We start from the raw sequence: 26,059 nt of genomic DNA, 5'->3' as shown, positions 1-26,059 counted from the left end.
CCAACCGGGCGCACACTCGCGGCCATTCCACGCATTCGCTTCCCGGACTTCCCCATGACCCTCGCCTTTCCCACCTTCACCGCCGGCATGGTGCTGAGCATGTCGCTGATCATGGCGATCGGCCCGCAGAACGCCCATGTGCTGCGCATGGGCCTGCAACGCCAGCACCTGTGGCTCACGGTGCTCACCTGCGCGCTGGCCGACGTGGTGCTGATCGGCCTGGGCGTGCTGGGCCTGGCGCAGCTCGGCGGCCTGTCCGACAAGCTGATGGGCGCGCTGATCGGCGCCGGCATGTTGTTCCTCGCGGTCTACGGCTGGCAGGCATTCCAGCGTTTTCTGCGCCCGCGTGCCTTCGTGCTCGACGCCCAGGGCGGCGTGGCAGCCCCGCCCGTCTCGCGCCGCCAGGCGGTGCTGTCGGCCCTGGCCTTTTCCTTCCTCAACCCGCATGCCTGGCTCGACACCGCGGTGCTGATCGGCACCGCCTCGCTGGCTTACGGCCAGGGCAGCACGACCTTCGGCCTGGGCGCGGCCACCGGCTCGCTGGTGTGGTTCGTCAGCCTGGGCGCGGCCGCGTTCTGGCTCGGCCGCCGGCTCAACTCGCTGCGCGTCTGGCGTGCGCTGGACGGCCTGGTGGCGCTGATGATGTGGGGCACGGCGTTCTGGTTGCTTGTCAGCCTGTTCTGACCCCGACCGCCCAGGCAGCGCCGGCATTGCGCGCCGCCGCCGCAGCTGCCACAGTGGGCTCCTCTTTCCCCGACCGCACCATGCCCATGCCCGCCCCACGCGACGCCAACGCACCCCTGACCCTGTTCGGCCCGGACTTCCCGTTCGCCTTCGACGACTGGATCCAGCACCCGCAAGGCCTGGGTGAGCTGCCGGCCGAGCGGCTCGGGCAGGAGGTGGCCATCGTCGGCGCCGGCATGGCCGGCATGGTGGCGGCCTACGAGTTGATGAAGCTGGGCCTCAAGCCCGTGCTGTACGAAGCCTCGCGCATGGGCGGGCGGCTGCGCTCGCAGGCGTTCGAGGGCGGCCAGGGCGTGGTGGCCGAACTCGGCGGCATGCGCTTCCCGGCGTCGAGCACCGCGTTCTTCCATTACGTCAACCGGCTCGGCCTGCAGACCCGCCCTTTCCCCAACCCGCTCACGCCGGCGGCCAACTGCACCGTGGTGGATCTGGAAGGCCAGACGCATTGGGCGCGCAGCCTGGCCGACCTGCCGCCGCTGTTTGCCGAGGTGGCGCAGGCCTGGGACCAGGCGCTGGAAGCCGGTGCCGGTTTCAGCGGCCTGCAGCAGGCGCTGCGCGAGCGCGACGCGGTGAAACTCAAGGCGCTGTGGGACCGGCTGGTGCCGCTCTGGGACGACCGCACCTTCTACGACTTTGTCGCCACCTCCGAGGCCTTTGCGCGGTTGTCGTTCCAGCACCGCGAGGTGTTCGGCCAGGTCGGCTTCGGCACCGGCGGCTGGGACTCGGACTTTCCCAACTCGATGCTGGAAATCCTGCGCGTGGTGCTCACCGGCTGCGACGAGAACCAGTACCTCATCGTGGGTGGTGTGCAGCAGGTGCCACTCGGCCTGTGGCAACACGCGCCGGCCGCGCACGAGCTGCGCCACTGGCCCGCCGGCACCACGCTGGCCAGCCTGCACCACGGTGCGCCGCGCCCCGGTGTCACGGCCATCGCACGCGCGGCCAGCAACGAGCTGGCCGTCACCGACACCTGGGGCAACACCCACCGTTATCCGGCCGTGCTCACCACCTGCCAGAGCTGGCTGCTGACGACGCAGATCGCGGTGGAAGAAACGCTGTTCTCGCAGAAACACTGGATGGCGCTGGACCGCACGCGCTACATGCAGTCGTCCAAAACCTTCGTGATGGTGGACCGCCCGTTCTGGAACGAACTGCGCGAACGGGGTGCGCAAAAGGGCTGGCCGCAGATGGGCATGACGCTCACCGACCGCCTCACGCGCGGCACCTACCTGTTCGACAACGGCCCCGAGCAGCCCGGCGTGATCTGCCTGAGCTACGCCTGGATGGGCGACGCGCTGAAGATGCTGCCGCACGACACCCACAGGCGCGTGCAGCTCGCGCTGCAGGCGCTGCAGAAGATCTACCCCGACGTGGGCATTGCCAGCCACATCATCGGCGACCCGATCAGCGTGTCTTGGGAGGCCGACCCGCATTTCCTCGGCGCCTTCAAGGGCGCGCTGCCCGGCCACTACCGCTACAACCACCGCATGTACAGCCACTTCATGCAGGACGGTTTCGCCGCCGCCGAACGCGGCATCTTCCTGGCCGGTGACGACGTGTCCTTCACCCCGGCCTGGGTCGAGGGCGCGGTGCAGACCTCGCTCAACGCGGTGTGGGGCATCGTCAAACACCTGGGCGGGCGCACGCACGCCGACAACCCCGGACCGGGCGACCTGTTCGCCACGCTCGGCCCGATGGCACTTCCCGACTGAGCACCACCATGGCACCAGACCTCCACCTCGCCATCTGGCAGTGCCCCTACGCCGCGCACAGCACCGAAGCCCTGCTGCTGCTCGACGCCACCGCGGCACAGGCGCGTGCCCAGGGCGCCGACCTGCTGGTCTGCCCGGAGATGTCGCTCACCGGTTACCAGATCGGCGTCGATGCCGTGGCCGCCGTGGCCGAGCCGGCCGATGGCGCGCTGGCGCAGGCGGTGGCCGGCATCGCAAGGCAACACGGCATCGCCATCGCCTACGGCTACCCCGAACAGCGGCCTGACGGCAAGCCGTACAACGCGGCGCAGTTCGTGGACGAACATGGCCAGCGCCTGGCGAACTACCGCAAGACCCAGCTGTTCGGCGACACCGACCGCGCGCAGTTCAGCCCCGGCCCGCAAGCCCCTGCCGTGTTCACCTGGCGCGGCTGGCAACTCGGCCTGCTGGTCTGTTACGACATCGAGTTCCCCGAACCCGCGCGTGGCCTCGCACTGCAAGGCGCCGATGCGATCCTGGTACCGACCGCCAACATGGTCGAGTACGACGAGGTGCCGCAGCTGCTGCTGCCGGCGCGCGCGCTGGAGAACCGCGTGTTCGTCGCCTACGCCAACGCCTGCGGCAGCGAAGGCGGCACCACCTACGGTGGCCTGAGCACGGTGTGCGACGCCATGGGCCGGTTGCTCGCGCAGGCCGCGCGCACCGAAGCGCTGGAGATCGTCACGCTGTCGCGCAGCGCCTTGCTGGCCGACCGCGCCGGTTCGCAGCTGAAGGACCGGCGGCCCGATCTGTACGGACCGCTGGCCCGCTGAAGCCGGCTCAGCCCCGCTTCGTGCCCGCCACGAAGGCCGCGAAGCCCTGCACGAATTCGCCGAGCTGCTGGCGCACCTTGTCGTCCTGCAGCGTGCCGTCTTCACCGAACACCGAAGACGCGCGCGACACCATCAGCCGGCCACCCTGCCAGGTGTGGGTGCCCAGGGTGCGCAGCACCGGCAGCCAGTGCGCCTGCGACAGGATGGTGCCGAAGCCACCAGGGGAGGCGCCGATGACCGCCACCGGGCGCTCGCGGAACACGTCGGGCAGGCCGGGCGTGGGGCGCGAGAGCCAGTCCACCGCGTTCTTGAACACACCGGGCACGCCGTTGTTGTATTCGGGCGAGACCAGCAGCAGGCCGTCGCTGGCGAGGATCTGTTCTTTCAGCGTGCGCACCGCCGCCGGCGTGCCTTCACGCTGCTCCAGGTCACCGTCGTAGAGCGGAATGCCGTGCAGCGTGGCGGCGTCCAGCCGCGCGCTGTCGCCCGCCAGCGGCTGGGCCGCGCGCAGCAAGGCGGTGTTGAAAGACGATGCGCGCAGGCTGCCGGAGATGCCGAGCAAGGAAACCATGGTGTTGTGTGTTCCGGGTGTGGGGGTTGAAGAAGTCGGGAGAAGGATTCGGATTCGGATTCGGATTCGGATTCGGATTCGGATTCGGGAGACAGGATCTCAGGAAGCCCAGAAATCGGGCCGCGCGTACTCCTGCTTGAGGAAGTCGATCCACAGGCGCACCCGCAAGGCCATGTGCTTGCGCTGCGGGAACAGCACGAAGATGCCGTTGGGCGGCGCGGCGAAATCGTCGAGCACGCTCTCCAGCCGCCCGGCGGCGATGTCGGCCTCGATCTCCCAGGTGCTGCGCCAGGCGATGCCGTAACCGGCCAGGCACCATTCGCGCAACACCTGGCCGTCGGTGCAGTCCAGCGGGCCGACCGGGCGCAGGTGCACGATCTCGCGCTCGGCGTTGGCGGCGTGCTTGTCGCCCACTGACGGCACCGAAAACGCCCAGCCGCGCGTCTGCGAAGCGTCGCTGGACAACGTGAGGCAGTCAAAGCGCGCCAGGTCGGCCGGCACCTGCGGGCGGCCGTGCTGCTGCAGGTAACGCGGCGCGGCCACGCAGCGGCGGCGGTTGTCGGCCAGGCGCACGCTCACCAGCGAGGAGTCGGGCAGGTCGCCCACGCGCACCGCGCAGTCGTAGGCCTCGCCGGCCACGTCCACCACGCGGTCGCTCAGGTTGAGCGAGATGGTGACTTCAGGGTGCAGTTCGTGGAAACGCGGCACCAGCGGCGCCACGTGGCGGCGGCCGAAGCCGGCCGGCGCGGTGATGCGCAGATGCCCGCTGGCCTTGACGCCGCCGGCGCTCACGCTGGCTTCGGCGTTGGCCAGGTCCACCAGCAGGCGCTGGCAGTCTTCCAGGAAGGCGCTGCCTTCGTGGGTGAGCGTGATGCGCCGCGTGGTGCGCACCATCAGTTTCACGCCCAGCCGGGTTTCCAGGGCGTCGAGCCGGCGCCCGATGATGGCCGGGGCCACGCCCTCGGCTTTGGCCGCCGCCGTCAGGCTGCCGCGGGTCGCCACGGCCGCAAAGGTTTCGAGTTGCTTGAGTTTGGCCACGGGGCCAAAGATTACCTCACTGGAGGTGAAGGATGGATGAAACCCGGGCGTTGATTGATGACATTCACGCAGGCTTTTCCACCGTTCGGCTCAACCGCGCCACGTCGTCTGGCGCATAACCCAGCTCGGTCAGCAGGGCGTCGCTGTGTTCGCCCAGGCGCGGCGGGCTGCGGCGCACGCCCAGGCGCTCGCCGTCCAGCGCCAGCGGCAGCAGCACGGTCTGTGCGGTTTCGCCGGCGCGCTCGCCATCGGGCAGGGTGATGGGCGCCAGGCCGCCGGTGGCGCACAGGTGCGGATCGGCCAACAGCTCGTGCGGTTTGGTGATGGGCGCAAAGGGCAGGCCGTGGCGCTCGAACACGGCGGCCAGTTCGCTCGCGCTCTGCAGCGCCAGGCGCTCGCGCAGCAGCGGAATCAACCAGTCGCGGCAACGCACGCGGTTGTTGTTGCCCTGCAGGCGCGCGTCGTCCCGCAGGTCGGCATACCCGAAGGCGTCGCAGAAGATCGCCCACTGGGTGTCGCTCACCACCGCGAGAAAGATCTGCTCGCCGCCCTTCACCTGGAACACGTCGTAGATGCCCCAGGACGAGATGCGCTCGGGCATGGGCGCGGCGGGCAGGCCGGTGACGGCGAACTGCATCATGTGCTGCGCGACCAGGAACACGTTGTTCTCGAACAGCGCGCTTTGCACCTCCACACCTTCGCCGGTGCGTTCGCGCGCGCTGAGCGCGGCCATCACGCCGATGGCGCCGAACAGGCCGCCCATGATGTCGTTCACCGACGAACCGGCGCGCAGCGGGTCGCCCGGTCGCCCTGTCATGTAGGCCAGGCCGCCCATCATCTGCACCACCTCGTCGAGCGCGGTGCGGTGGTCGTAAGGCCCGGGCAGAAAGCCTTTGTGGCTGACGTAGATGAGACGCGGGTTGAGCTTCTTCAGGCTGGCGTAGTCCAGCCCCAGCTTCTGCATGGTGCCGGGTTTGAAGTTCTCGCTCACCACGTCGGCGGTGGCGATCAGGCGCAGCACCGCCTCGCGGCCTTCGGGCGTCTGCAGGTCCAGCACCAGGCTTTTCTTGTTACGGTTGAACAGCGGGTAGAAACCGGCGCCCGAGCCGAGCAGGCGGCGCGTGTTGTCGCCCGTGGGCGGCTCGACCTTGATGACCTCGGCGCCCAGATCGGCCAGCACCATGCCGCAGGTGGGGCCCATCACCATGTGGGTGAATTCAACGACGCGGATGCCCTCGAAGGGCAGCGGGCGGGCAGCGGTGGTGTGGGTGGTGGCGTCAGCGGAAGTGTGGGTCATGGGGGGCGGGATGAAGATCAGGCCGTGGCCCAGCCCTTGGGCAGGCCGGCTTCGGGTGTCATGCCGTACACCGGCTCACTCGGCAGGCCGGCCTGGAGCGGCGCGCGTGCGGCGATCAGTTGTGGAAGGTTCACGCCGGTGCGCACGCCCATGGCCTCGAACATGAAGACCAGGTCTTCGGTGACCACGTTGCCCGACGCACCGGGCGCATACGGGCAACCGCCCAGGCCACCGAGCGAGGCGTCGAAGGTGCGCACGCCCACGTCATAAGCCGCCAGGCAATTGGCCAGGCCCAAGCCGCGCGTGTTGTGCATGTGGGCGGCACCGGCGCGTGCGCCCAGTTCCGCGCGCAGGCGGGTGAACAGGCGGCGCACCTGCGCCGGGTTGGCCATGCCGGTGGTGTCGGACAGGCCGACCTCGTCCACCCCCGCCTCCACGCAGGCCACGGCCAGGCGGATCACGTCGTCCTCGGCCACCACGCCCTGCAGCGTGCAACCGAAGGCGGTGGACAGGCCCACTTCCATCGCCACGCCGGGCGCGCTGTCGCGGCGCAGCGCGTGCACCGCGCGCAGCTCGTCCAGCATCTGCTCACGCGTCTTGCGCACGTTGGCCAGCGAGTGCGCCTCGCTGGCCGACACCGGCAGGGTGATCTTGTGCACGCCTGCGGCGAGCGCGGCCTCGGCGCCGCGACGGTTGGGCACCAAGGCCATCACGGTCAGGCCGGAGTGGCGCAGCGCGTGCTGCACCACATCCACCACGTCGGCCATCTGCGGCAGCAGCCGGGCCGGCACGAAGGAGCCGACCTCGATCTCGCGCAGGCCGGCAGCCACCAGCGCGTCGATCCAGCGCAGCTTGTGCAGCGTCGGCATGGTGGCCTGCACCGACTGCAGGCCGTCGCGTGGACCAACTTCGCTGATGAGCACTTCGGGCAGCTTGGGCGTTCTGGACATGAAAACGGCGCGTCGTCTTGCGTTTCGCTAGATAGAACAGTATTCTTACTGCCAAAAGAATGGCAGATGCCCATGCCACTGTCAACCCGGTACATACCAGCTGCCCCGCGCCCACCATGCCCCGCAAAACCGCCACCCCTTCGCTGGCCGATGGCAACGCTGCCAGCGGTGGCACCGCTGCGGTGGACCGCGCGCTCTCCCTGCTCGGCGCCTTCCGCGCCGGGGATGCCACGCTCTCGCTGGCCGAACTGGCCGAGCGCACGCAACTGCACAAGAGCACCGCGCTGCGCCTGCTCGCCTCGCTGGAACACGCGCACCTGCTGCAGCGGCTGGACGACGGGCGCTACGCGCTGGGCGGTGAGGTGGCGCGCCTGCACGGCGTGTACGCGGCGTCGTTCTCGCTCGACCGCATCGTCATGCCGGTGCTGCGCCAGTTGGTAGCGGCCACCGGCGAAAGTGCGGCCTACCACGTGCGCCAGGGCCAGGCGCCGAACCAGACCCGCCTGTGCCTCTACCGCGTGGACTCACCGCAGCCGGTGCGCGACCACATCCGCGCCGGCGAGGTGCTGCCGTTGCACCGGGGCACCGGCGGGCGTGTGCTCTCGGCCTTCGGTGCCGGCGACGACGGCCGCAAACCCACACCAGCCGACAAGCGCGTGTATGCGCGCATCCGCGCCGACGGCTTCATGACCGCGGTGGGCGACCGCCTGGCCGAGGTGGCCGGCATCTCGGCGCCCGTGTTCCAGGCCGACGATACGGTGGCCGCCGCGCTCACCCTCACCATGCCGGCACACCGCTTCGACCCGCGCCACGTGGCGCGGGTGCTGGCGGCGGCGCGGCAGTTGAGCGGGCGGGTGGGCTGAACGCCCGCCGCCGCGGGCTCAGGCCAGGGCCTTGCCGAGCACGTCGATCACGCGCCAGCCGTGCGCGGTGGCGTGCTTGTGCAGCGTGGCGTCCGGGTTCACCGCCACGGGGTGTCCCACGCTGCTGAGCAGCGGCAGGTCGTTGATGGAGTCGCTGTAGAACCAGGCCTGGTCCAGTGCATGGGCCGGCAGTGCCTGCCCGGCCATCCAGGCTTTCATGCGCTGCAACTTGCCTTCGCGCATGTTGGGCACACCGTCCACCCGGCCGGTGAACACGCCATCGGCCAGCGCGAGTTCGGTGGCAAGCCAGCAGGTGAAGCCGAGCTCGGCCGCTGTGCGCGCGGCGATCACGCTGTTGCTGGCGGTGGTGAGCACCAGCGTGTGGCCGGCCGCGCGGTGCGAGGCCAGCAACGCGCGTGCCGCGTCCGGCAGGCGCGGCCGGATCTCTTCGGCCAGGAAGCGGTCTTGCCACGGCGCCCAGAACGCGGGCGTGTGCCCTGCCAGCAAACTGGCGTAGAAATCGCTGAAGGCTTCGGCCCCCACCAGACCGGCGCGGTAGTCGGCCCCCATCTGCCGATTGCGGGCCTGCAAGCCGGCATCGACGAGGCCATGCCGCAGCACGAATCGGCACCACAGGTCATCGCCGTCGCCGTCGAGCAAGGTGTGGTCCAGGTCAAACAAGGCCAGTGTGGTCATGGGTTGCGAGGGGGTTTGATGGCGGGATCGGCGCGGTGGCGCGGTGGTCTTTCAGGGCCACACCGGCGGCGCAGGTCGGCAAGGTGGTGGCGCTCGAAGCCGGCCCTGGCCGGCGGCATCACAGCGGGATCATCGGGCCGAAGGGCTCGACGTAACTCAGGTGCGTGCACAGGCCGTGCAGGGGGGACCAGCGGTGCAGCGAGATCTTGGGCGGCTCCAGCCGCGCGTGCAGCGGCGCACCGGGCCGCAGGTCGAGCGCAATCTGGTGCGCCACCGAGGGCGCCACGTGCAGCGGCGCGCCGCCGAACTGCATCTGCACCGCGCGGTGCAGGTGGCCGCACAGCAGGCCCTGCACCTGGCCATGGCCGCGCACCAGCGCCGCCAGTGCATCAGCCCCCTCCATGAGGCTGCAGGCGTCCATGGCTTCGATGCCGGTGGGCAAGGGCGGGTGGTGCATGAAGAGCAGCACCGGCTCGCCCCGGCGGGCATCGAGCGCGCGAGCCAGCCAGGCCAGCTGGTCCGGCTGCAGCGCGCCGTGTGATTGGCGTGGCACGACGGTGTCGAGCGCGATCAGGTGCAGGCCGCCTACCCGCAGCGTGTAGCAGCAGGCACCGGCCGGCGCATCGGGCGCCACCGGCATGCAGCGGCGCAGGGCATTGCGCGCCACCGTCGGGTCGTCGTGGTTGCCCGGCACCGCGTACACCGGCATGCCCAACGGGGCCAGCGCATCGGCCACCACCGCGTATTCGGCGGCCGTGCCACGGTCGGTGAGGTCGCCGGTGAGCAGCACGAGATCGGGCGCCGGCTGCAGCGCCGCCACATGGGCCACGGCGCGGCGCAGCGCGGCCTCGGTGTCCATGCGCCCGCCCAGAAACGCCGGGCCGGTGCCGATGTGGGGGTCGGAGAGTTGGGCAATCAACAAAGGGGAGGGCATGGCGCCGGAGTCTAAGACGGCCTTCAACACAATTCCATGAATTGATGTGGAACTGATCTTGTTTGTGTGGATTTCATATGTTTGTCACGTGGCGACGGGAGCATACGGGCTGTTTTTTCCAGTTGTCTTTCCGTGGTCTGTTCGACCCACTTTGTCCATCACCTTGCCTTGAAGGAGCCGTGCCATGTCCCGTTTCACCGCCGCCCCCGCCCAGCCCGCCCCGGGCGTTTCCACCCAACGCCGCCAGTTGCTGAAGGCGGGCGCCGGCGTGTCGGCCGCCGCCATGTTCGGCGGCATGCCCCTGTTCGCCAGCGGCCAGCAGCAAGTCAAGCTGGCCTTCATGTACCCGGTGGGCGTGTCGGGCGACATCAACCGCCTGGTGTCGAACATGATCAGCAGCTTCAATGCCGCGCACAGCGACATCCAGGTTGAGGCGATCTATGCCGGCAGCTACGACAACACCGAACAGAAGGTGATGACCGCACTGGGCGTGGGCGACCCGCCGGCCAGCTGGCTGCCGATCAACTCCATGCTGCGCACCTTCCTCGACATGGACGCGCTGGAAGACGTGACCGCGCTGGCCAAGGCCGACGACGTGTTCCAGGATTTCTTGCCAGGCTTTCTCGGCACCTGCATGTCCGACAACAAGCTCTACGGCCTGCCGTTCCAGTGCAGCACGCCGGTGCTGTACTACAACAAGAACGCCTTTGAAAAAGCCGGCATCAAGGCCGCGCCCAAGGACTGGACCGAACTGGAAACCATGGCCAAGGCCCTCGCGGTGCGCCAGGGCGACACCGTGTCGCAATGGGGCCTGACCATCGGCGGCGGCTGGCACGACTGGATCTTCGAGAGCTTCGTGCGCCAGAACGGCCTGGTGTTCTGGAGCAAGGACAAGGTGGCCTTCGACGCGCCACAAAGCGTGCACGCGCTGGAGTTCTGGCAACGCATGGCGCAGGCGAAGCTGATGCCCGCGGCCTCCACCTGGGAGAGCTCGGCCAACGACTTCATGGCCGGACGCACCGCCATGCTGTACCACTCCACCGGCTCGATGACCAACATCCTCAAGTCGTCTTCGTTCCCGGTCGGCGTGGCGCCCATGCCCAAGGGCAAACAGATCGGCTCGACCATGGGCGGCGGCCCGATCCTGATCGCCAGGAAGCAGCCCGACGCGCACAAGCGCGCAGCCTGGACGTTTGCGCGCTGGATGACCAACACCGCCAACCAGGCCCAGTGGTGCATCGACACGGGCTACCTGGCGGCGCGCAAGTCTTCGTGGGAAACGCCGGCGCTCAAGGCCCACGTGGCCAAGGTGCCCGAGTCGCGCTCGGCCTTCGTCACCGCCGAGGTGGCCGGCGCCTTCCTGCAGGTGCCGGGTTACCACAAGGTGCGCGCGCACCTGCAGAGCGCGATCGACCGCACGCTGGCCGGCGAGGTGAAGCCCGACGTGGCGCTGCGCGAAGCCACCGCCAAGTCCAACCTCGAAATCCAGCGCCTGGCCCGCCGCCGCGGCTGATGGACTGACGACGCCATGACCACCCTGACCCTGGCCGACCCTGTGGAAGCCGTGCCCGTCGTCCGGAGCCGCGCGCGGCGTCGCGAGCTCATCACCGCGGTGGTGATGCTCGCGCCGTCGCTGGTGTTCCTGGCGGCGTTCACCTACTGGCCGATCGTGCGCTCGCTGATGTACGGCTTCTTCGACGTGCAGCTCGGATCGGCCGAGATCTTCTTCGTCGGCTGGGAGAACTACCAGCGGTTGTGGCACGACGCGTTGTTCTGGCAGTCGCTGCGCAACACCGTGGTCTACATGGTGATCACGGTGCCCACCTCCATCGGCCTGGCGCTGCTGCTGGCGGTGGCGCTGGACCGCAAGCTGCGCGGCACCGCGCTGTACCGCTCGATCTTCTTCTACCCGGTGATGGTGCCCTCGGTGGCCGCCGGCATGGTGTGGGTGTTTCTGTACGCGCCGGGCTACGGCCCCATCAACGGCCTGATGGAGCTGTTGGGCCTGCCCAAGCTGGAGTGGCTGTACGACCGGCAGTGGGCGCTGCCGGCCATCATCTTCATGAGCATCTGGAAGTACGCCGGCTACTTCATGCTGATCCTGCTTGCGGCCCTGCAACTGGTGCCGCGCGACCTGTACGAAGCGGCCCGGCTCGATGGTGTGTCCGGCTTCCGGCAGCTGGTGCACATCACCGTGCCGCTGATCTCGCCCACGCTCTACTTCGTGGTCATCATCGGCGTGCTGCACTCGTACCAGATCTTCGACTACGTGTTCGTGATGACACAGGGCGGCCCCGCCGATGCCACCAACGTGCTCACGTTCTACATCTACCAGAACGCCTTCCAGTTCCAGGACATCGGCACCGCCTCGGCCATCGCCAACATCCTGCTGCTGGTGGTCATGGGCCTGATCGGCATCGTGGCCGTCACGCTCGGCCGGCGCGTTCACTACATGGGCCGATGACATGCTGACCCGAACCCTCTTTGCCCGCTCGCGCTGGATGCACTGGCTGCTGGTGCCGGCCATGCTGCTGTGGCTCAGCCCGCTGGCGTGGATGGCCCTGACCTCGTTCAAGACCCGCGCCGAGATCTTCGACCCCGCGGCCGGCCTGCTGCCGCAGGTGCTGCAGTGGAGCAACTACCCGGCCGCGTTGTCCGTCGCGCCGTTCGGCATGTACCTCATCAACTCGCTGCTCGTCACGGGCGGCATTCTGCTGGCGCAGCTGACCACCATCACCCTGGCGGCCTATGCCTTCGCGCGGCTGCGCTTCCCGGGGCGCGACGTGCTGTTCGGCCTGTTCCTGCTGCAGGTGATGTTCCCGATCTACGCCACCTTCCTGACCAACTTCATCACCGTGCGCGAGCTCGGCCTGCTCAACAGCCTGTGGGCGCTGATGGTGCCGTTCATTGCCAGCGGCTACGGCACCTTCATGCTGCGCCAGGCCTTCCGCCAGGTGCCGAACGACCTGGCCGACGCCGCGCGCCTCGATGGCTGCGGCCACTGGGCCACGCTGTGGCATGTCTACCTGCCGCTGGTGAAGCCCACGCTGATCGCGTTCGGCATGATCTCCGTGGTGACGCACTGGAACGACTACATGTGGCCGCTGCTCGTCACCAACAGCGAAACGGTGCGCACCCTGCCCATCGGCCTGGGCCTGCTGGCCAAGGCCGACAGCGGTGCCGACTGGCCACGCCTGATGGCCGCCACCATGGTGGTGATCGCCCCGCTGATGCTGCTGTTCCTGATCTTCCAGCGCCGCTTCGTCGACAGCTTCATGCACGCTGGGTTGAAGTGAGACACCCCCCTGCGCCGCTGCGCGGCTTCCCCCCTCTGTGGCGCGCCTTCGGCGCTTCGAGGGGGGACGGCGCCTTGGGCCGGCGGAGCCGGACCCTCGGCGCCTCTGGATCGCGTTGCTGCACTCGTTGCGGATTGCGCTTCGGCGCGGTGCCTCACTGAAATCACGCCCTCCCTCTCACCCTTACCATCCCAACCCATGTCTGCCATCTCCCTCCAAGGCATCACCAAGCGCTACCCCGACCACGTCGCCGTGGACCGGCTCGACCTCGACGTGCAGGCGGGCGAGTTCATGGTGCTGGTCGGTCCCTCCGGCTGCGGCAAGTCCACCACCCTGCGCATGATCGCCGGGCTGGAAGACATCAGCGAAGGCCGGCTGCTGATCGGTGGCCGCGATGTCACGCACGCCGAACCGCACGAGCGCGACATTGCCATGGTCTTCCAGTCCTACGCGCTGTACCCGCACATGACGGTCTACATGAACATGGCGTTCGGGCTGCTGCGCACCAGCAAGCTCTCGCGCGATGAAGTGGACCAGCGCGTGCAGGAGGCTGCGAAGCGGCTGCAGATCACCGAGCTGCTGCACCGCCGCCCGAACGAACTCTCCGGCGGGCAGCGCCAGCGCGTGGCGATTGGCCGCGCCCTGGTGCGCAAACCCAAGGTCTTCCTGTTCGACGAACCGCTCTCCAACCTCGACGCCAAGCTGCGCACCCACATGCGCGGCGAGCTCGAACGCCTGCACGCCGAGCTGGGCATCACCATCGTCTACGTCACGCACGACCAGGTGGAGGCCATGACCCTGGGCACGCGCATCGCCGTGATGGACAGGGGCCACCTGCGCCAGGTGGGCGCACCGATGGAGGTGTACCGGCAGCCCGCGAACCGCTTCGTCGCCTCCTTCATCGGCTCGCCCGAGATGAACTTCCTGCCGGTGCCCGACAGCATGGCCAGCGGCCGGGCGTGGCTCAACGACCACTACGGCAACGCCGCGCTGCAGCCCGGCACCGTGCTGGGTCTGCGGCCCGAGGAGTTGACGTTGTCCGGCATGGCCGGTGCGTCTGCGCTGAGCTGGTCTGGCGTGGTGCAGCGCGTGGAACGCCTGGGCGCGGAAGCCTATGCGCAGATCCGCGTGGGCAACGCCGATGTGCTGGTGCGCACCGAGGCCGACGCCGCGCTGGAAACCCACCAACCCATCGTGCTCACCCCGGCGCTCTCGCGGCTGCGGGTGTTTGACGGCCAGTCCGGCGCGCTGCTTGCCACACAGAGATGAGCGCATGAGCATGACCCCAGTGTTGAGCGCGCGCCAGGAGCGCATCATCGAGATCCTGCGCGCCACGCCCTCCATCACCACCGTGGAACTCGCGCAGCGCCTCGCCGTTTCGGGCGAGACCGTGCGGCGCGACCTGCAGACCATGGCCGACGACGGCATCGTGCAGAAATTCCACGGCGGCGTCAGCCTGCACCGCGATGTGCAGGAGTCGCCCTTTCAACTGCGCCTGCGCAGCAACGTGGCCGCCAAGCGCCGGCTGGCGCGGCAGGTGTCGGCCCTGCTGCCCGACGGCGCCAGCATCGTGCTCGACAACAGCAGCACCGCCTGCTTCATCGCCGAGGCGCTCACCGAACGGCGCGGACTGACCGTGGCCACTCCCTCGCTGGAAGTGGCGCGGGCGCTGGCCCAGAGCGGCGACCGCCACACCGTGATGCTGCCGGGCGGCACCCTGCGCAGCAGCGACATGACGCTGGCCGGCGCCAACGCCTTGCGCTTCGCCACCCAGCTGCATCCGGACTACCTGATCGTCTCCGTGGCCTCGCTCAGCGCGCGCGGCGGCTGCCTGGACTTCGACCCTTTCGAGGTCGAGTTCAAACAGGCCGTGCACCCGCATGCGGGCACGGTCATCGTGGTGGCCGACGCCAGCAAGTTCGAAGCCCCGGGCCTGATCACCAGCCTGCCCTGGAGCAACGTGCAGCTGCTCGTGACCGACCAGCCGCTGCCCCCCGAGCTGGGGCGCGCCACCGCCGGTGTGCGCACCGTGCTGGCGCAGGACGGCCAGGAAACAACAGGCTGACTCCGGCCACCTTACGGTGGCGTACGCCCTTCAGGCCAGCGTCAGGCCCGGGCGGCGGTGGGCAAACAGAAACACCGTGAGCGCCCGCGCCGCAAACGCACCGCTGCAGACCCCGAGCACCGCGCTGGCGCCCGCCACGAAAGCCGCCTGCTGGACCAGCGGCAGGTGCATCGCACGGCCGTAGCCGAGCACGAACTTGACGGCGAAGATGCCCATCATCAAAAAGAACGGCAACCAGCTGCCCGGCACCCGCACCGCGGCCGCGCCGGGCACGGCCTGCATGTCACGCGGCCCCACCAGCGAACGGCCCGGCCCCAGCACCAGCACAAACCCCAGCGCCCAGCCCAGCAGCGGCAACAGGCCCGCGCCAAACGCCGCCAGCACGCCGTAGAGCGAAAAACCCAGCATGGCCAGCGCGATCAGCGCCAGGGTGCGCGGCGTGACGAACCGGTCACGCGACTGCCGGTAACCGAGCGCCACAAGCAACAGCAAGACGGCGAAAACCCAGGATGGAATGTGGGAGAGCATGGTGAAGGCCTTTGGTGAAGCGGTGGATGCCGCGCACTGTGGCAGTGGCATCGAAGCCTTGCCACGCCGATGCGACCAGGCGCCGTTGCATGGCGCGAAGCGACGGCGTTGCGGTGTGAGGTGGAGCGCGCCATGCCCTTGCAAACGGGCGCGAGCACAGCGCGTGCTGCGCCGATTCCACGCATGAAAGTCACAGATAAATCACAAAAACCCGACTTAATGCCGCCTCAGGGATGGAATACAGTTCAGGCTCTCACCACGCCCGCGCGCGACTGCAGCGGGCACATCTTTCTCACTTGCCATTGCCTTGACGGAGCTTCTTCCCATGACGACAGCACGCACCCAGATTCACGGCCTGAAGGTCGCCAACGAACTGTTCGAGTTCATCAACCAGCGCGTGCTGCCGGGCACCGGTGTGAGCGAAGCGGCGTTCTGGAAGGGCTTTGACGGCATCGTGGCCGACCTCGCGCCGAAGAACGCGGCCCTGCTGGCCGAGCGCGACCGCCTGCAGGCCGAGCTGGACACCTGGCACTCGGCCAACCCCGGCCCGATCCGCGACATGGCGGGTTACCGCAAGTTCCTCGAAACCATCGGCTACCTGGTGCCGCAGCCCAAGAGCGTGAAGGCGACCACGAAGAACGTGGACGACGAGCTCGCCGTGCAGGCCGGCCCGCAGCTGGTGGTGCCGATCCTGAACGCGCGTTATGCGCTCAACGCGGCCAACGCGCGCTGGGGTTCGCTGTACGACGCGCTGTACGGCACCGACGTGATCTCCGAAGACAAGGGCTGCGGCAAGGCCGGCCCCAGGGGCAGCAGCTACAACCCCAAGCGCGGCGCCAAGGTCATCGAATACGCGCGCCACGTGCTGGACCGCACCGTGCCGCTGAAGAAGGGCTCGCACGTCGGCTCGACCGGCTACAAGATCAACAAGGACGGTGAACTGGTGGTGGGCCTGGCCGAAGGCGGCACCAGCAAGCTGGCCGACAAGTCGCAGCTGGTGGGTTACCAGGGCGAGGCCAAGGCACCCAGCGCCGTGCTGCTGACGCACAACGGCCTGCACCTGGACATCCAGATCAACCGCAACACGCCCATCGGCAAGAACGACCCCGCCGGCGTGAGCGACCTGGTGGTGGAAGCCGCGCTGTCCACCATCCTCGACCTGGAAGACTCCATCGCCGCGGTGGACGCCGAAGACAAGGTGCTGGCCTACAGCAACTGGCTCGGCATCCTGCAAGGCACGCTGACCGAGTCGGTCAGCAAGGGTGGTACCACCTTCACGCGCGGCCTCAACACCGACCGCGTCTACACCTCGCCCGCCGGCAAGGCCAACGCGGTGCGCCTGCATGGCCGCTCGCTCATGTTCCTGCGCAACGTGGGCCACCTGATGAGCAACCCGGCCATCCTCTGGGGTGCCGAAGGCAAGGAAATTCCCGAGGGCATCATGGACGCGGTGGTCACCACCACCATCGCCCTGCACGACCTCAAGCGCACGAAGAAGGACGGCATCCGCAACTCGCGCAAGGGTTCGGTCTACATCGTCAAGCCCAAGATGCACGGCCCGCGCGAGGTGGCGTTTGCCGCCGAGCTGTTCGGCCGCGTGGAGCAGCTGCTGGGCCTGAAGGACAGCACCGTCAAGCTCGGCATCATGGACGAGGAGCGCCGCACCTCCGTCAACCTCAAGGCCTGCATTGCCGCAGCCGCCAGCCGCGTGGCCTTCATCAACACCGGCTTCCTGGACCGCACCGGCGACGAGATGCACAGCGCCATGCTGGCCGGCCCGATGGTGCGCAAGGGCGACATGAAGGCCAGCGCCTGGATCCAGAGCTACGAGAAGAACAACGTGATCGTCGGCCTCTCGTGCGGCTTGCGCGGCAAGGCGCAGATCGGCAAGGGCATGTGGGCCATGCCCGACCTGATGGCCGAGATGCTCAAGCAGAAGATCGGCCACCCCAAGGCAGGTGCCAACACCGCCTGGGTGCCCAGCCCCACCGGCGCCACGCTGCACGCGCTGCACTACCACCAGGTGCTGGTGTCCGACGTGCAGAAGGAGCTGGAGAAGATCGACGCCAACACCGAGCGCGACAACCTGCTCACCGGCCTGCTGACGATTCCCGTGAGCAGCAACCCGAACTGGAGCGAGGCCGAGAAGCAGCAGGAGCTGGACAACAACGTGCAGGGCATCCTGGGTTACGTGGTGCGCTGGGTCGACCAGGGCGTGGGCTGCTCCAAGGTGCCCGACATCCACAACGTGGGCCTGATGGAAGACCGCGCCACGCTGCGCATCTCCAGCCAGCACATCGCCAACTGGCTGCACCACGGCATCGTGACCGAAGCGCAAGTGACCAAGACCTTCGAGCGCATGGCCGCCGTGGTCGATGGCCAGAACGCGGGCGACAAGCTGTACCAGAAGATGGCCGGCAACTTCAAGACCAGCAAGGCCTACCTGGCCGCACTGGACCTGGTGTTCAAGGGCAAGGAACAGCCTAGCGGCTACACCGAGCCGCTGCTGCACGCCTGGCGCCTGAAGGTGAAGGCCGACCAGCAGAAGTGATGTGATGCCGCCGGTGCCGCCCTCCGGGGCGCGCACCACGCCGCACCGCCAGACGGCGCCTTCGGGCGCCGTTTCCATTCCATCGACCCTCAACCGACCTCAGCATGACCCCGCTTCAGTACCTGACGTTTGACACCAGCGACGACGGCGAAGGCACCGGCACCTGGGACGCCATGGCGAGCGTGCGCGCAGCACAGCTGCCCGCCGTGCTGGCCGAGGTGAGCGCGGTGCTGCACTGGGCCGAGGCCCATGCGCCCGGCCCGCGCGGGCCGCTCGACGAGGGTGGTGCCTGGGACGCCGACGAACAGGTGCAGGCCGATGGCGACTGGACCACGGTGACGCTCACGCTCACCGGCCCCTGGGCCTGGGGCGAGGCCTTGCTGGCGCACTTCGCCCCCGCGGACTGATCGGCACGAACACCGGCACACCGGCGCAAGCCAGCCTGTGCGCTGGTACGCCAGTTGCTTGCCTCTTCCCTCCCGACCCGGCCGCACGACAATACGCGGTTGGGCGAACCCGCGGGCCACACCAGCGGCCTTCCACACCCATTCATTTCCCACGCGCAGGAGAACGTTTTCAATGATCCACACCCTCAAGGCCCTGGGTGGCATGCAGGTTGCCCCTCACCATCTCGCGGCACAGGCCGGGCGCGACGTGCTGCGCGACGGGGGCAACGCGGTTGAAGCCATGGTGGCGGCGGCCGCCGCCATTGCCGTGGTGTACCCGCACATGAACGCCATCGGCGGCGACGGCTTCTGGTTGATCCACGAACCCGGCCAGCCGGTGCGCGCCATCGACGCCTGCGGCCCCGCCGCGGCCCTGGCCACGCGCGCGTTCTACGCCGGCCACGACAGCATTCCCTCACGCGGCCCCACCGCGGCGCTCACGGTCGCCGGCACCATCGGCGGCTGGGCCAAGGCACTGGAAGTGGCCGCGCCCTGGGGCCCGGCCCTGCCGCTCTCGCGCCTGCTGGCCGACGGCATCCGCCACGCGCGCGACGGTGTGGTGGTCTCCACCAGCCAGGCCGCGCTCACGCGCGACAAGCTCGCCGGCCTGAAAGACGCGCCCGGCTTTGCCGACACCTACCTCGTCAACGGCCAGCCGCCCGAGGCCGGCCACCTGCTCAAGCAGCCGGCGCTGGCCCGCACCCTGGCCACGCTGGCCGACCGTGGCCTGGACGACTTTTACCGCGGCGAGCTGGCGCAACGCATCGGCGCCGAGCTGGAGCGCGTGGGCAGCCCGCTGCGCACAAGCGACCTCGCGGCCTACAGCGCGCAGTTGGTGCAACCGCTGGCGGTGCGCCTGCAAGACAGCACGGTCTACAACCTGCCGCCCCCCACGCAGGGCCTGGCGGCGCTGATGATCATCGGCCTGTTCGACCGCCTGGGCGTGCGCGACGGCGAAGGCTTCGAGCACGTGCACGGCCTGGTGGAAGCGACCAAGCGCGCCTTCCGCGTGCGCGATCGCGTGGTGACCGACCCCGGCCACCTGCCCGCCGATCCACACGGCTTTCTGGCACCCGAGGCCCTGGCCGAGCTGGCCGCGCAGATCGACATGCAGCGCGCCTTGCCCTGGCCCGACCCGGCCGCGCCCGGCGACACCATCTGGATGGGCGCGATTGACGCGCAGGGCCGTGCGGTCAGCTTCATCCAGAGCGTGTACTGGGAGTTCGGCTCGGGCACCGTGCTGCAGGACACCGGCATCTGCTGGCAGAACCGCGGCACCAGCTTCTCGCTCGACCCGAAGGCGCTCAACCCCCTGGCACCCGGACGCAAACCCTTCCACACGCTCAACCCCTCACTGGCGCTGTTCGACGACGGCCGCGTCATGCCCTACGGCACCATGGGCGGCGAAGGCCAGCCACAAACCCAGGCTGCGGTGTTCACGCGTTACGCGCGCTTCGGCCAGCCCCTGCAGCAGGCAGTGAGCGCACCGCGCTGGCTGCTCGGCCGCACCTGGGGCGACGTGAGCACCTCGCTGAAACTGGAGAGCCGCTTTGACCCGGCGCTGGTGACGGCCCTGCAAGACGCCGGCCATGTGGTCGAGCTCTTGCCCGAGGCCTTCAGCGACACCATGGGCCATGCGGGCGCGCTGGTGCGCCACCCCAGCGGCGTGATCGAGGGCGCGGCCGACCCGCGCAGCGACGGCAGCGTGGCGGCGCTATGAAAGCCGGCTCGGGCGCCGGCGAGCGCCTGATGTTCATCGACCTGCTCAAGGCCGTGGGCTCGCAGCTGATCGTGCTGCACCACCTGGCCTTCTACGGGCCGATGTCGGACTGGACGCAGCGCCTGGTGCCCGACCTCGTCACCTGGTTCAGCCAGGACGCGCGCATGGCGGTGCAGGTGTTCCTGGTGGTGGCGGGTTTCCTCGCCGCGCGCAGCCTCGCCCCCGGCGGCCAGCCGCGCCAGGCGCCCTTCATGGCCCAGCTGGGCCAGCGTTATGTGCGGGTGGCGCTGCCCTACATCGCCGCCCTGGTGGTGGCCATCCTGTGCACCGAACTCGCGCGCCGCTGGATGGCGCACAGCTCGCTGTCGGCGCCGCCCGGCCTGTGGCAGTTCGTCTCGCACGCCTTGTTGCTGCACACGCTGCTGGGGGTGGAATCGCTCTCGGCCGGCGTCTGGTACGTGGCCATCGACTTCCAGCTCTACGCCCTGCTGCTGGTGCTGCTGTGGCTGACGCGGCGCGAGCGCGTGCCCGGCGTCTGGCTGCAGGCGCTGGTGGCGCTTGTGGTGGCGGCCTCGTTGTTCCATTTCAACCGCGAGGACGACTGGGACAGCTGGGCGCTGTACTTCTTCGGCGCCTACGGCCTGGGCGCGCTGACCTACTGGACCACCCACAACGACGCCGCCTGGCGCCACGGCCGCTGGCTGCTGGCGGCGCTGGTGGCGATGACGCTGGTGGCGCTGGTGATCGACTTCCGCGAGCGCATCGCGCTGGCATTGCTGGTCTGCCTCGCGCTGGCCAGCTCGGTGCGGCAGGGCTGGTTGTGGCGCTGGCCGCGCAGCAGCGTGGTGGCCTACCTGAGCCGCATCTCCTACGCGGTGTTCCTGCTCAACTTCCCCATCGCACTCGTGGTCAACGCCTGGTTCACGCGTTACGGCGGGCCGGACGCGGAGCTGCAGACCGGCGGTGTGCTGCTGGCCTGGCTGGCCTGCAACGTGGCGGGGGCGCTGTTCCACCACGCGGTGGAACAACCGCTCACGCGCCTGGGCCGCCGGCGCGATCCGGCGCTGGGCTCGTTCAGCGTCCGCTGAAGCGCGCCGCGCGTTTCTGCTGGAACGACAGCACGCCCTCGGCCGCGTCCGCGCTGTTGGCAAGGCGCTGCTGCGTGCTCTCGAATTCATCCGCCGCGGCCATCGGGCCTTGCTCCACCGCCTGGAGTGCGTTGAGCCGCGTTGCCACCACCGCCAGCGGCGCCTGCTGCGCAATGGCCTGTGCGATGCGCAAGGCCTCGTCGAGCTCGCTGCCGGCCGGCACCACGCGCTGCACGAAATGCAGGCGCAGCGCTTCGGCGCTGTCGAACACGTCGGCGGTGAGCAGGTGCAGCAGCGCGTTGCCCAGGCCCGCGCGTTCGGCCATGCGCAGCGTGGCGCCGCCGGTGGCCATGATGCCGCGCTGCACCTCCAGTTGCGAGAAGCGGCAGTCGTCGGCCGCGACCACGATGTCGGCCGCCAGCATCAGTTCGATGCCCAGCGTGTAGGTGATGCCCTTCACCGCCACCACCATCGGCTTGGTGCGGCGGCGGTAGCCGGGCCGACCGAGGTTCAGCGGGTCGACCAGGCCGTCGGCCATGGCGCGTTCGCCACGCTGCATCAGCGGCGCGAAGCTCGGCAGGTCCAGCCCGGCGGTGAAGTGCTCGCCGATGGCGTGCAGCACGCCCACGCGCAGATCCGGATCGTCATCCAGCCGCGTGTAGGCCTCAGCCAGCGCCTGCATCATCGCGGGCGTGAAGCCGTTGCGTTTGGCCGCGCGGTCGATGCCGATCAGCAGCAACGGGCCCTGCACCTCGGTGCGGATGCGGCCTTCGCCGGGCGAAGCGTCAAGGGTGCTGGGGGTGGTGGGCGTGGTGCTGCTGCTCATGCGTCCATGGTAGTGAGGCATGGCGCTGCGCTTGTCGCTGAGGCGTCATACACTGCGCCGATGGACCGCCCCACCGATGTTGCTGCCCCCGCGCCCGACCCGGCGCGCTGCCCGCTGTGCGGCGGTGACAACCGCTGTGCGATGGAGGTGCAACGCGAAACCGGTGAAGCCCAGCCACCGTGCTGGTGTGTGGGCGCGACCTTCAGCCCCGACCTCTTCAAGCGCATTCCCGACGCGGCGCGTGGCCAAGCCTGCATCTGCGGCAACTGCGTGCGCGAGGCCCTGCGCGCCGCCGCAGCGGCGACCGACTAGGGCCGGTCCGTCGGCGATGGCGGTGGTGCTTCGCCGTTGTCCAGTGTGGGCGGCAACACCAGCGACACCACAGGCGGCGTCTCGCTCATGCTGCGCAGCCACTCGCGCCAGATCGCCACCAGCAGCGCCATCAGCACCGGCCCGACAAACAGGCCGACGATGCCCATGGTCTTCACCCCACCCACCAGACCGAAGAAGGTCGGCAGGAACGGCAGCTTGACCGGGCCACCCACCAGGCGCGGGCGCAGCGTCTTGTCGACGATGAAGAGCTCAATCGAGCCCCAGGCAAACAGCGCGGCGCCGGTCCAGAGTTCGCCCGAGCCCACCAGGTAGAGCGAGACCAGGGTGAACGACAGCGGCGCGCCGCCCGGGATCATGGCCATGAAGCCGGTGGCCACACCCAGCAGCACCGGCGAGGGCACGCCCGCGATCCAGTAGGCCAGGCCCAGCACCACGCCTTCGCCGATGGCGATCAGGCCCAGGCCGGTGACGGTGGCGCTGACGGTGGCCGGCACCACGCGCGAGAAGCGCAGCCACTGCAGCGGCAACACGCGTTCGCCAATGGTGTCGAGCTGGCCGGCAATGTGCGTGCCGTCCTTGTAGATGAAGAACAGCGTGATCAGCATGAACAGCACGGTCAGCGCCAGGTTGACCAAGTCGCCCGTGGCGCTGAGCACCATGCGGTAGATGTTGCCGATGTGCTGGCCGCTGAGCAGCTGGATCCAGTCGCCCAGCGCATGCGGCTCACCCAGGTGCGTGCGCCAGTACGCGGCCAGCGTCTCGCCCACCCAGGGCAGCGACTGGATCCACACCGGCGGCGGTGCGCCATTGCGGTTGACGTCCAGCAACCAGCCCACCAGGCTGCCCGCTTCCTTCAGCGCGTAGTGCAGCGCCAGCGTGAGCGGCACCACCAGCACCACGATGACGATCAGCAGCGCCAGGCTGGCGGCCAGCGCGGTGTTGCCACCGCAGGCGCGCACACCGCGCCGGTACAGCGGCCAGCTGGCAAAACCGATGATGAGCGCGGCCAGCACCGGCACCAGAAAACCGCGGAAGAAGTAAACACCGGCGGCCACGATCAGCAACAGCAGACCGCGAATGATCAGGGATGCGTTCGGAACAGGTGGCATGAATAAAGCGTGGACGAGCCGGACAGAGGGTGCGGATCAATATAACCGACCACTTTTGCGGTCTTGCTGCGCGCGCGCCCGAATCCCGTGCGCGCGATCCGCTAACCTCGCCCCTCATGACAACCCCACCCGCCGACCACTCCCTGCCCGCACTGCGGGCGCGTTACGGCGAGCGTTACCGCTGGCTGCTGTTGCTCTCGGTGATGGTGGGCACGATGGCGGCCATCATGTCGTCGACCGTCATCAACGTGGCGATTCCCGACATGAGCCACCACTTCACGCTCGGCCAGGAACGCGCGCAGTGGGTCACCTCGGGCTTCATGGCGGCGATGACGGTGTCCATGCTGACCACGCCCTGGCTGCTGGCACGCTACGGTTACCGCCTGACCTACGTGGGCTGCATGTGCCTGCTGATGCTGGGTGGCGTGGCCGGCGGTTTTGCCAACGACTACCCGCTGGTGCTGGCCGCGCGCGTGGCCGAGGGCCTGGCCGCGGGCGTGGTGCAGCCGATTGCGGCCATCATCATCCTGCGCGCCTTCCTGCCCCACGAACAGGGCCGCGCCAGCGGCATCTTCGGCATGGGCGTGGTGCTGGCACCGGCCCTCGGGCCCAGCATCGGCGGCCTGCTGGTCGACGCCTTCGGCTGGCGCTCGATCTTCTTCATGGTGGTGCCGTTCTGCCTCGCTTCCCTGTGGCTGGCCTACCGCTTCGTGCCCACCACCTCGCCGGGCGGCGGTGCTGCCAACCCGCAGGGTGCGGGCCTCGACTGGCGCGGCCTGGTGCTGGCCGCCGTGGGCACGCTGTGCCTGCTCAATGGCCTGGTGGAACTGCACGGCGGCACGCCGACCACCGCGGCGCTGCTGCTGGGCGGTGCGGCCGCGATGCTGCTGGCCTTCGTGGCGCTGCAGCGCCACACCCTGAAGGCGCGGCGACGCGACCCCGAGCGCGGCGTGGACCCGCTGATGAACCTCTCGCTGTTCCAGGACCGGCGCTTCGCCATGGGCAGCATCGTCGCCTTCATCTACGGCATCGCCCTGTTCGGCTCCACCTACCTGCTGCCGGTCTACATGCAGAGCGGCCTGGGCCTGTCGGCCTCGCACGTCGGCGCCATCCTGCTGCCGGCCGGCCTGGTGCTGGCGGTGGCGATTGCGCTGGTCGGCCGGCTCGCCGACCGCCAGCCCACCCACTGGCTGGTGAGCATCGGCCTGGTGCTGCTGAGCGCGTCCTTCGCGCTCATGGTCACCATCGACCCGGAGCGCCCGGCGCAGGTGATTCCGCTGCTGGTGACCTGGGCCATCCTCGGCCGCATCGGCCTGGGCTTCATCCTGCCTTCGCTGAACATCGGCGCCATGCGCGGGCTGGACAGCGTGAACATCGCGCAGGGCGCGAGCGTGATCAACTTCCTGCGCATGCTCGGCGGTGCCGCCGGCGTGAGCCTGTGCGGCATCGTGCTGGAGTGGCGCCTGGCCGCGCACGGCGCACACGTCGCCATCGGCGGCCCGGCCACGCCACAGCGTGTGGCCGCGTTCGAAGAAACCTTCCTGATGCTGGCGGCGATCTGCGCGCTCGCCCTGCTGGCGGCGCTGAAACTCAAGGCCGCACCCGCGCCGCAGGCCGCACAATAAGCCCATGTGCCAACTGCTCGGACTCAACTGCGCCACCCCCACCGACGCGAACTTCAGCTTCACCGGCTTCTGCCAGCGTGGGGGCAACACCGACCACCACGCCGATGGCTGGGGCATCGCCTTCTTCGAGGGCAAGGGGCTGCGCCTGTTCATCGACCACCAGAGCGCCGCGCAGTCGCCCATGGCGACCTTCCTGCAGAGCTACCCGCTCAAGAGCCGCAACATCATTGCCCACGTGCGCAAGGCCACGGTGGGTGCGGTGGCGCTGGAGAACGCGCACCCCTTCGTGCGCGAGCTCTGGGGCCGGCAATGGGTGTTCGCCCACAACGGCGACCTGAAAGACTACGCACCGCACCTGCACAGCCACTTCCACCCGGTGGGCACGACCGACAGCGAGCGCGCCTTCTGCTGGTTGATGCAGGAGCTGGCCAAATCGCACGCCGGCCTGCCCGACGTGCACGAACTCACCCTCACGCTCAACGAGCTGGTGCCGCAGGTGCGGCGCTTCGGCACCTTCAACTTCCTGCTGTCCAACGGCGAAGCGCTGTGGGCGCACTGCAGCACCAAGCTGCACTGGCTGGTGCGCCAGCACCCGTTCGCCCAGGCCACGCTGATGGACCAGGACTGGACGGTGAACTTCGCCGAACTCAACCACCCGGGCGACCGCGCCGCGGTGGTGGTGACCACACCACTCACCAGCAACGAGCAGTGGACCGCGTTCGAGCCGAACGAACTCAAGGTGTTCGTGGACGGCCTGCCGGTGGCCTGACCCGGCGGGCTTTCCCGAATGGTCGGGGGCACGTCCCCGGTCTACCATGCGCCACAAGCCTCCGGCGGACGCCCTCGCGCGGCCCC

25 protein-coding genes are annotated in these 26,059 nt (G+C 69.1%); 16 read left to right on the top strand and 9 right to left on the bottom strand.

The window, feature by feature from the left end; translation table 11 throughout:
• The first annotated feature begins 54 nt into the window (after positions 1 to 54).
• The 3 genes from HPA01S_RS13430 (at position 55) to HPA01S_RS13420 (ending at position 3,268) form a co-directional block, all read left to right on the top strand.
• The gene (locus tag HPA01S_RS13430; RefSeq protein WP_066270811.1) at positions 55 to 684 is read left to right on the top strand and encodes a LysE/ArgO family amino acid transporter; all 630 of its coding nucleotides are present in this window, start codon (positions 55 to 57) and stop codon (positions 682 to 684) included.
• 80 nt (positions 685 to 764) lie between these two features.
• The gene (locus HPA01S_RS13425) at positions 765 to 2,456 is read left to right on the top strand and encodes a flavin monoamine oxidase family protein (RefSeq protein ID WP_066270900.1); all 1,692 of its coding nucleotides are present in this window, start codon (positions 765 to 767) and stop codon (positions 2,454 to 2,456) included.
• An 8-nt stretch (positions 2,457 to 2,464) separates the two neighbouring features.
• Positions 2,465 to 3,268: a carbon-nitrogen hydrolase family protein gene (locus HPA01S_RS13420; RefSeq protein ID WP_066270809.1), complete on the top strand. Its 804-nt coding sequence runs from the start codon at positions 2,465 to 2,467 to the stop codon at positions 3,266 to 3,268.
• A gap of 7 nt (positions 3,269 to 3,275) precedes the next feature.
• Here HPA01S_RS13420 and HPA01S_RS13415 read toward each other — a convergent pair whose 3' ends face one another.
• From HPA01S_RS13415 to HPA01S_RS13400, 4 genes are all read right to left on the bottom strand, one after another.
• On the bottom strand, positions 3,276 to 3,839 hold the full coding sequence (locus HPA01S_RS13415) for an NADPH-dependent FMN reductase (protein ID WP_066270808.1): 564 nt from the start codon (positions 3,837 to 3,839) through the stop codon (positions 3,276 to 3,278).
• 99 nt (positions 3,840 to 3,938) lie between these two features.
• The gene (locus tag HPA01S_RS13410; RefSeq protein WP_066270807.1) at positions 3,939 to 4,877 is read right to left on the bottom strand and encodes a LysR family transcriptional regulator; all 939 of its coding nucleotides are present in this window, start codon (positions 4,875 to 4,877) and stop codon (positions 3,939 to 3,941) included.
• 64 nt (positions 4,878 to 4,941) lie between these two features.
• Positions 4,942 to 6,174 (bottom strand): CaiB/BaiF CoA transferase family protein, encoded by a 1,233-nt coding sequence (locus HPA01S_RS13405; protein ID WP_066270806.1) that lies wholly within the window; start codon positions 6,172 to 6,174, stop codon positions 4,942 to 4,944.
• Between the two features lie 17 nt (positions 6,175 to 6,191).
• Positions 6,192 to 7,124 carry a hydroxymethylglutaryl-CoA lyase gene (locus HPA01S_RS13400; RefSeq protein WP_066270802.1) on the bottom strand — a complete coding sequence of 311 codons (933 nt, stop codon included), beginning with the start codon at positions 7,122 to 7,124 and terminating at the stop codon, positions 6,192 to 6,194.
• Positions 7,125 to 7,240: 116 nt separating this feature from the next.
• Between HPA01S_RS13400 and HPA01S_RS13395 the strand changes: the two genes are divergently transcribed.
• The gene (locus HPA01S_RS13395; RefSeq protein ID WP_066270800.1) at positions 7,241 to 7,987 is read left to right on the top strand and encodes an IclR family transcriptional regulator; all 747 of its coding nucleotides are present in this window, start codon (positions 7,241 to 7,243) and stop codon (positions 7,985 to 7,987) included.
• Between the two features lie 18 nt (positions 7,988 to 8,005).
• On the opposite strand, the gene HPA01S_RS13390 is transcribed toward HPA01S_RS13395, so the two are convergent.
• Both HPA01S_RS13390 and HPA01S_RS13385 read right to left on the bottom strand, forming a co-directional pair.
• The gene (locus tag HPA01S_RS13390; protein WP_066270798.1) at positions 8,006 to 8,683 is read right to left on the bottom strand and encodes an HAD family hydrolase; all 678 of its coding nucleotides are present in this window, start codon (positions 8,681 to 8,683) and stop codon (positions 8,006 to 8,008) included.
• Positions 8,684 to 8,801: 118 nt separating this feature from the next.
• Positions 8,802 to 9,617, bottom strand: a complete 816-nt coding sequence (locus tag HPA01S_RS13385; protein WP_084360676.1) for a phosphodiesterase — start codon at positions 9,615 to 9,617, stop codon at positions 8,802 to 8,804.
• Between the two features lie 184 nt (positions 9,618 to 9,801).
• On the opposite strand from HPA01S_RS13385, the gene HPA01S_RS13380 reads away from it, so the two are divergent.
• From HPA01S_RS13380 to HPA01S_RS13360, 5 genes are all read left to right on the top strand, one after another.
• Positions 9,802 to 11,130: an ABC transporter substrate-binding protein gene (locus tag HPA01S_RS13380; protein WP_066270792.1), complete on the top strand. Its 1,329-nt coding sequence runs from the start codon at positions 9,802 to 9,804 to the stop codon at positions 11,128 to 11,130.
• 15 nt (positions 11,131 to 11,145) lie between these two features.
• Positions 11,146 to 12,081 carry a carbohydrate ABC transporter permease gene (locus tag HPA01S_RS13375; protein WP_066270789.1) on the top strand — a complete coding sequence of 312 codons (936 nt, stop codon included), beginning with the start codon at positions 11,146 to 11,148 and terminating at the stop codon, positions 12,079 to 12,081.
• Between the two features lies 1 nt (position 12,082).
• Positions 12,083 to 12,913: a carbohydrate ABC transporter permease gene (locus HPA01S_RS13370; protein WP_066270787.1), complete on the top strand. Its 831-nt coding sequence runs from the start codon at positions 12,083 to 12,085 to the stop codon at positions 12,911 to 12,913.
• 198 nt (positions 12,914 to 13,111) lie between these two features.
• Positions 13,112 to 14,182 carry an ABC transporter ATP-binding protein gene (locus tag HPA01S_RS13365; RefSeq protein ID WP_066270784.1) on the top strand — a complete coding sequence of 357 codons (1,071 nt, stop codon included), beginning with the start codon at positions 13,112 to 13,114 and terminating at the stop codon, positions 14,180 to 14,182.
• A 4-nt stretch (positions 14,183 to 14,186) separates the two neighbouring features.
• Positions 14,187 to 14,978, top strand: coding sequence for a DeoR/GlpR family DNA-binding transcription regulator (locus HPA01S_RS13360; protein WP_066270780.1), 792 nt, complete (start codon positions 14,187 to 14,189; stop codon positions 14,976 to 14,978).
• 30 nt (positions 14,979 to 15,008) lie between these two features.
• Here HPA01S_RS13360 and HPA01S_RS13355 read toward each other — a convergent pair whose 3' ends face one another.
• On the bottom strand, positions 15,009 to 15,506 hold the full coding sequence (locus HPA01S_RS13355; protein WP_370670993.1) for a DUF6622 family protein: 498 nt from the start codon (positions 15,504 to 15,506) through the stop codon (positions 15,009 to 15,011).
• A gap of 325 nt (positions 15,507 to 15,831) precedes the next feature.
• Here HPA01S_RS13355 and HPA01S_RS13350 point away from each other — a divergent pair, with 325 nt between their 5' ends.
• The 4 genes from HPA01S_RS13350 to HPA01S_RS13335 all read left to right on the top strand — a co-directional run bounded on the left by HPA01S_RS13350 (position 15,832) and on the right by HPA01S_RS13335 (position 21,311).
• Positions 15,832 to 18,057, top strand: coding sequence for a malate synthase G (locus HPA01S_RS13350; RefSeq protein ID WP_066270775.1), 2,226 nt, complete (start codon positions 15,832 to 15,834; stop codon positions 18,055 to 18,057).
• Between the two features lie 104 nt (positions 18,058 to 18,161).
• Positions 18,162 to 18,464, top strand: coding sequence for a hypothetical protein (locus tag HPA01S_RS13345; RefSeq protein ID WP_066270772.1), 303 nt, complete (start codon positions 18,162 to 18,164; stop codon positions 18,462 to 18,464).
• 172 nt (positions 18,465 to 18,636) lie between these two features.
• Positions 18,637 to 20,223 carry a gamma-glutamyltransferase family protein gene (locus HPA01S_RS13340; RefSeq protein ID WP_066270770.1) on the top strand — a complete coding sequence of 529 codons (1,587 nt, stop codon included), beginning with the start codon at positions 18,637 to 18,639 and terminating at the stop codon, positions 20,221 to 20,223.
• Positions 20,220 to 21,311 (top strand): acyltransferase family protein, encoded by a 1,092-nt coding sequence (locus tag HPA01S_RS13335; RefSeq protein WP_066270768.1) that lies wholly within the window; start codon positions 20,220 to 20,222, stop codon positions 21,309 to 21,311. The genes HPA01S_RS13340 and HPA01S_RS13335 overlap by 4 nt, the downstream gene beginning before the upstream one ends.
• Here the strand turns inward: HPA01S_RS13335 and HPA01S_RS13330 are convergent.
• Positions 21,298 to 22,137 carry a crotonase/enoyl-CoA hydratase family protein gene (locus HPA01S_RS13330; protein WP_066270766.1) on the bottom strand — a complete coding sequence of 280 codons (840 nt, stop codon included), beginning with the start codon at positions 22,135 to 22,137 and terminating at the stop codon, positions 21,298 to 21,300. The genes HPA01S_RS13335 and HPA01S_RS13330 overlap by 14 nt on opposite strands.
• Positions 22,138 to 22,197: 60 nt before the next feature.
• Here HPA01S_RS13330 and HPA01S_RS13325 point away from each other — a divergent pair, with 60 nt between their 5' ends.
• A complete protein-coding gene (locus tag HPA01S_RS13325; RefSeq protein ID WP_066270763.1) occupies positions 22,198 to 22,449 on the top strand; it encodes a cysteine-rich CWC family protein in 252 nt (83 codons plus the stop codon).
• Here HPA01S_RS13325 and HPA01S_RS13320 read toward each other — a convergent pair.
• Positions 22,446 to 23,579, bottom strand: a complete 1,134-nt coding sequence (locus tag HPA01S_RS13320) for an AI-2E family transporter (protein WP_084360674.1) — start codon at positions 23,577 to 23,579, stop codon at positions 22,446 to 22,448. The genes HPA01S_RS13325 and HPA01S_RS13320 overlap by 4 nt on opposite strands.
• Positions 23,580 to 23,695: 116 nt before the next feature.
• Here HPA01S_RS13320 and HPA01S_RS13315 point away from each other — a divergent pair, with 116 nt between their 5' ends.
• A complete protein-coding gene (locus tag HPA01S_RS13315) occupies positions 23,696 to 25,204 on the top strand; it encodes an MFS transporter (protein WP_066270760.1) in 1,509 nt (502 codons plus the stop codon).
• Positions 25,205 to 25,208: 4 nt separating this feature from the next.
• Complete coding sequence (locus tag HPA01S_RS13310; RefSeq protein WP_066270759.1) at positions 25,209 to 25,973, top strand: class II glutamine amidotransferase; 765 nt, start codon at positions 25,209 to 25,211, stop codon at positions 25,971 to 25,973.
• Positions 25,974 to 26,059 lie beyond the last annotated feature (86 nt).

It is taken from the genome of Hydrogenophaga palleronii NBRC 102513 (genome assembly GCF_001571225.1).
Classification (GTDB): domain Bacteria; phylum Pseudomonadota; class Gammaproteobacteria; order Burkholderiales; family Burkholderiaceae_C; genus Hydrogenophaga; species Hydrogenophaga palleronii.
This window is presented reverse-complemented; position numbering and strand designations above follow the sequence as displayed.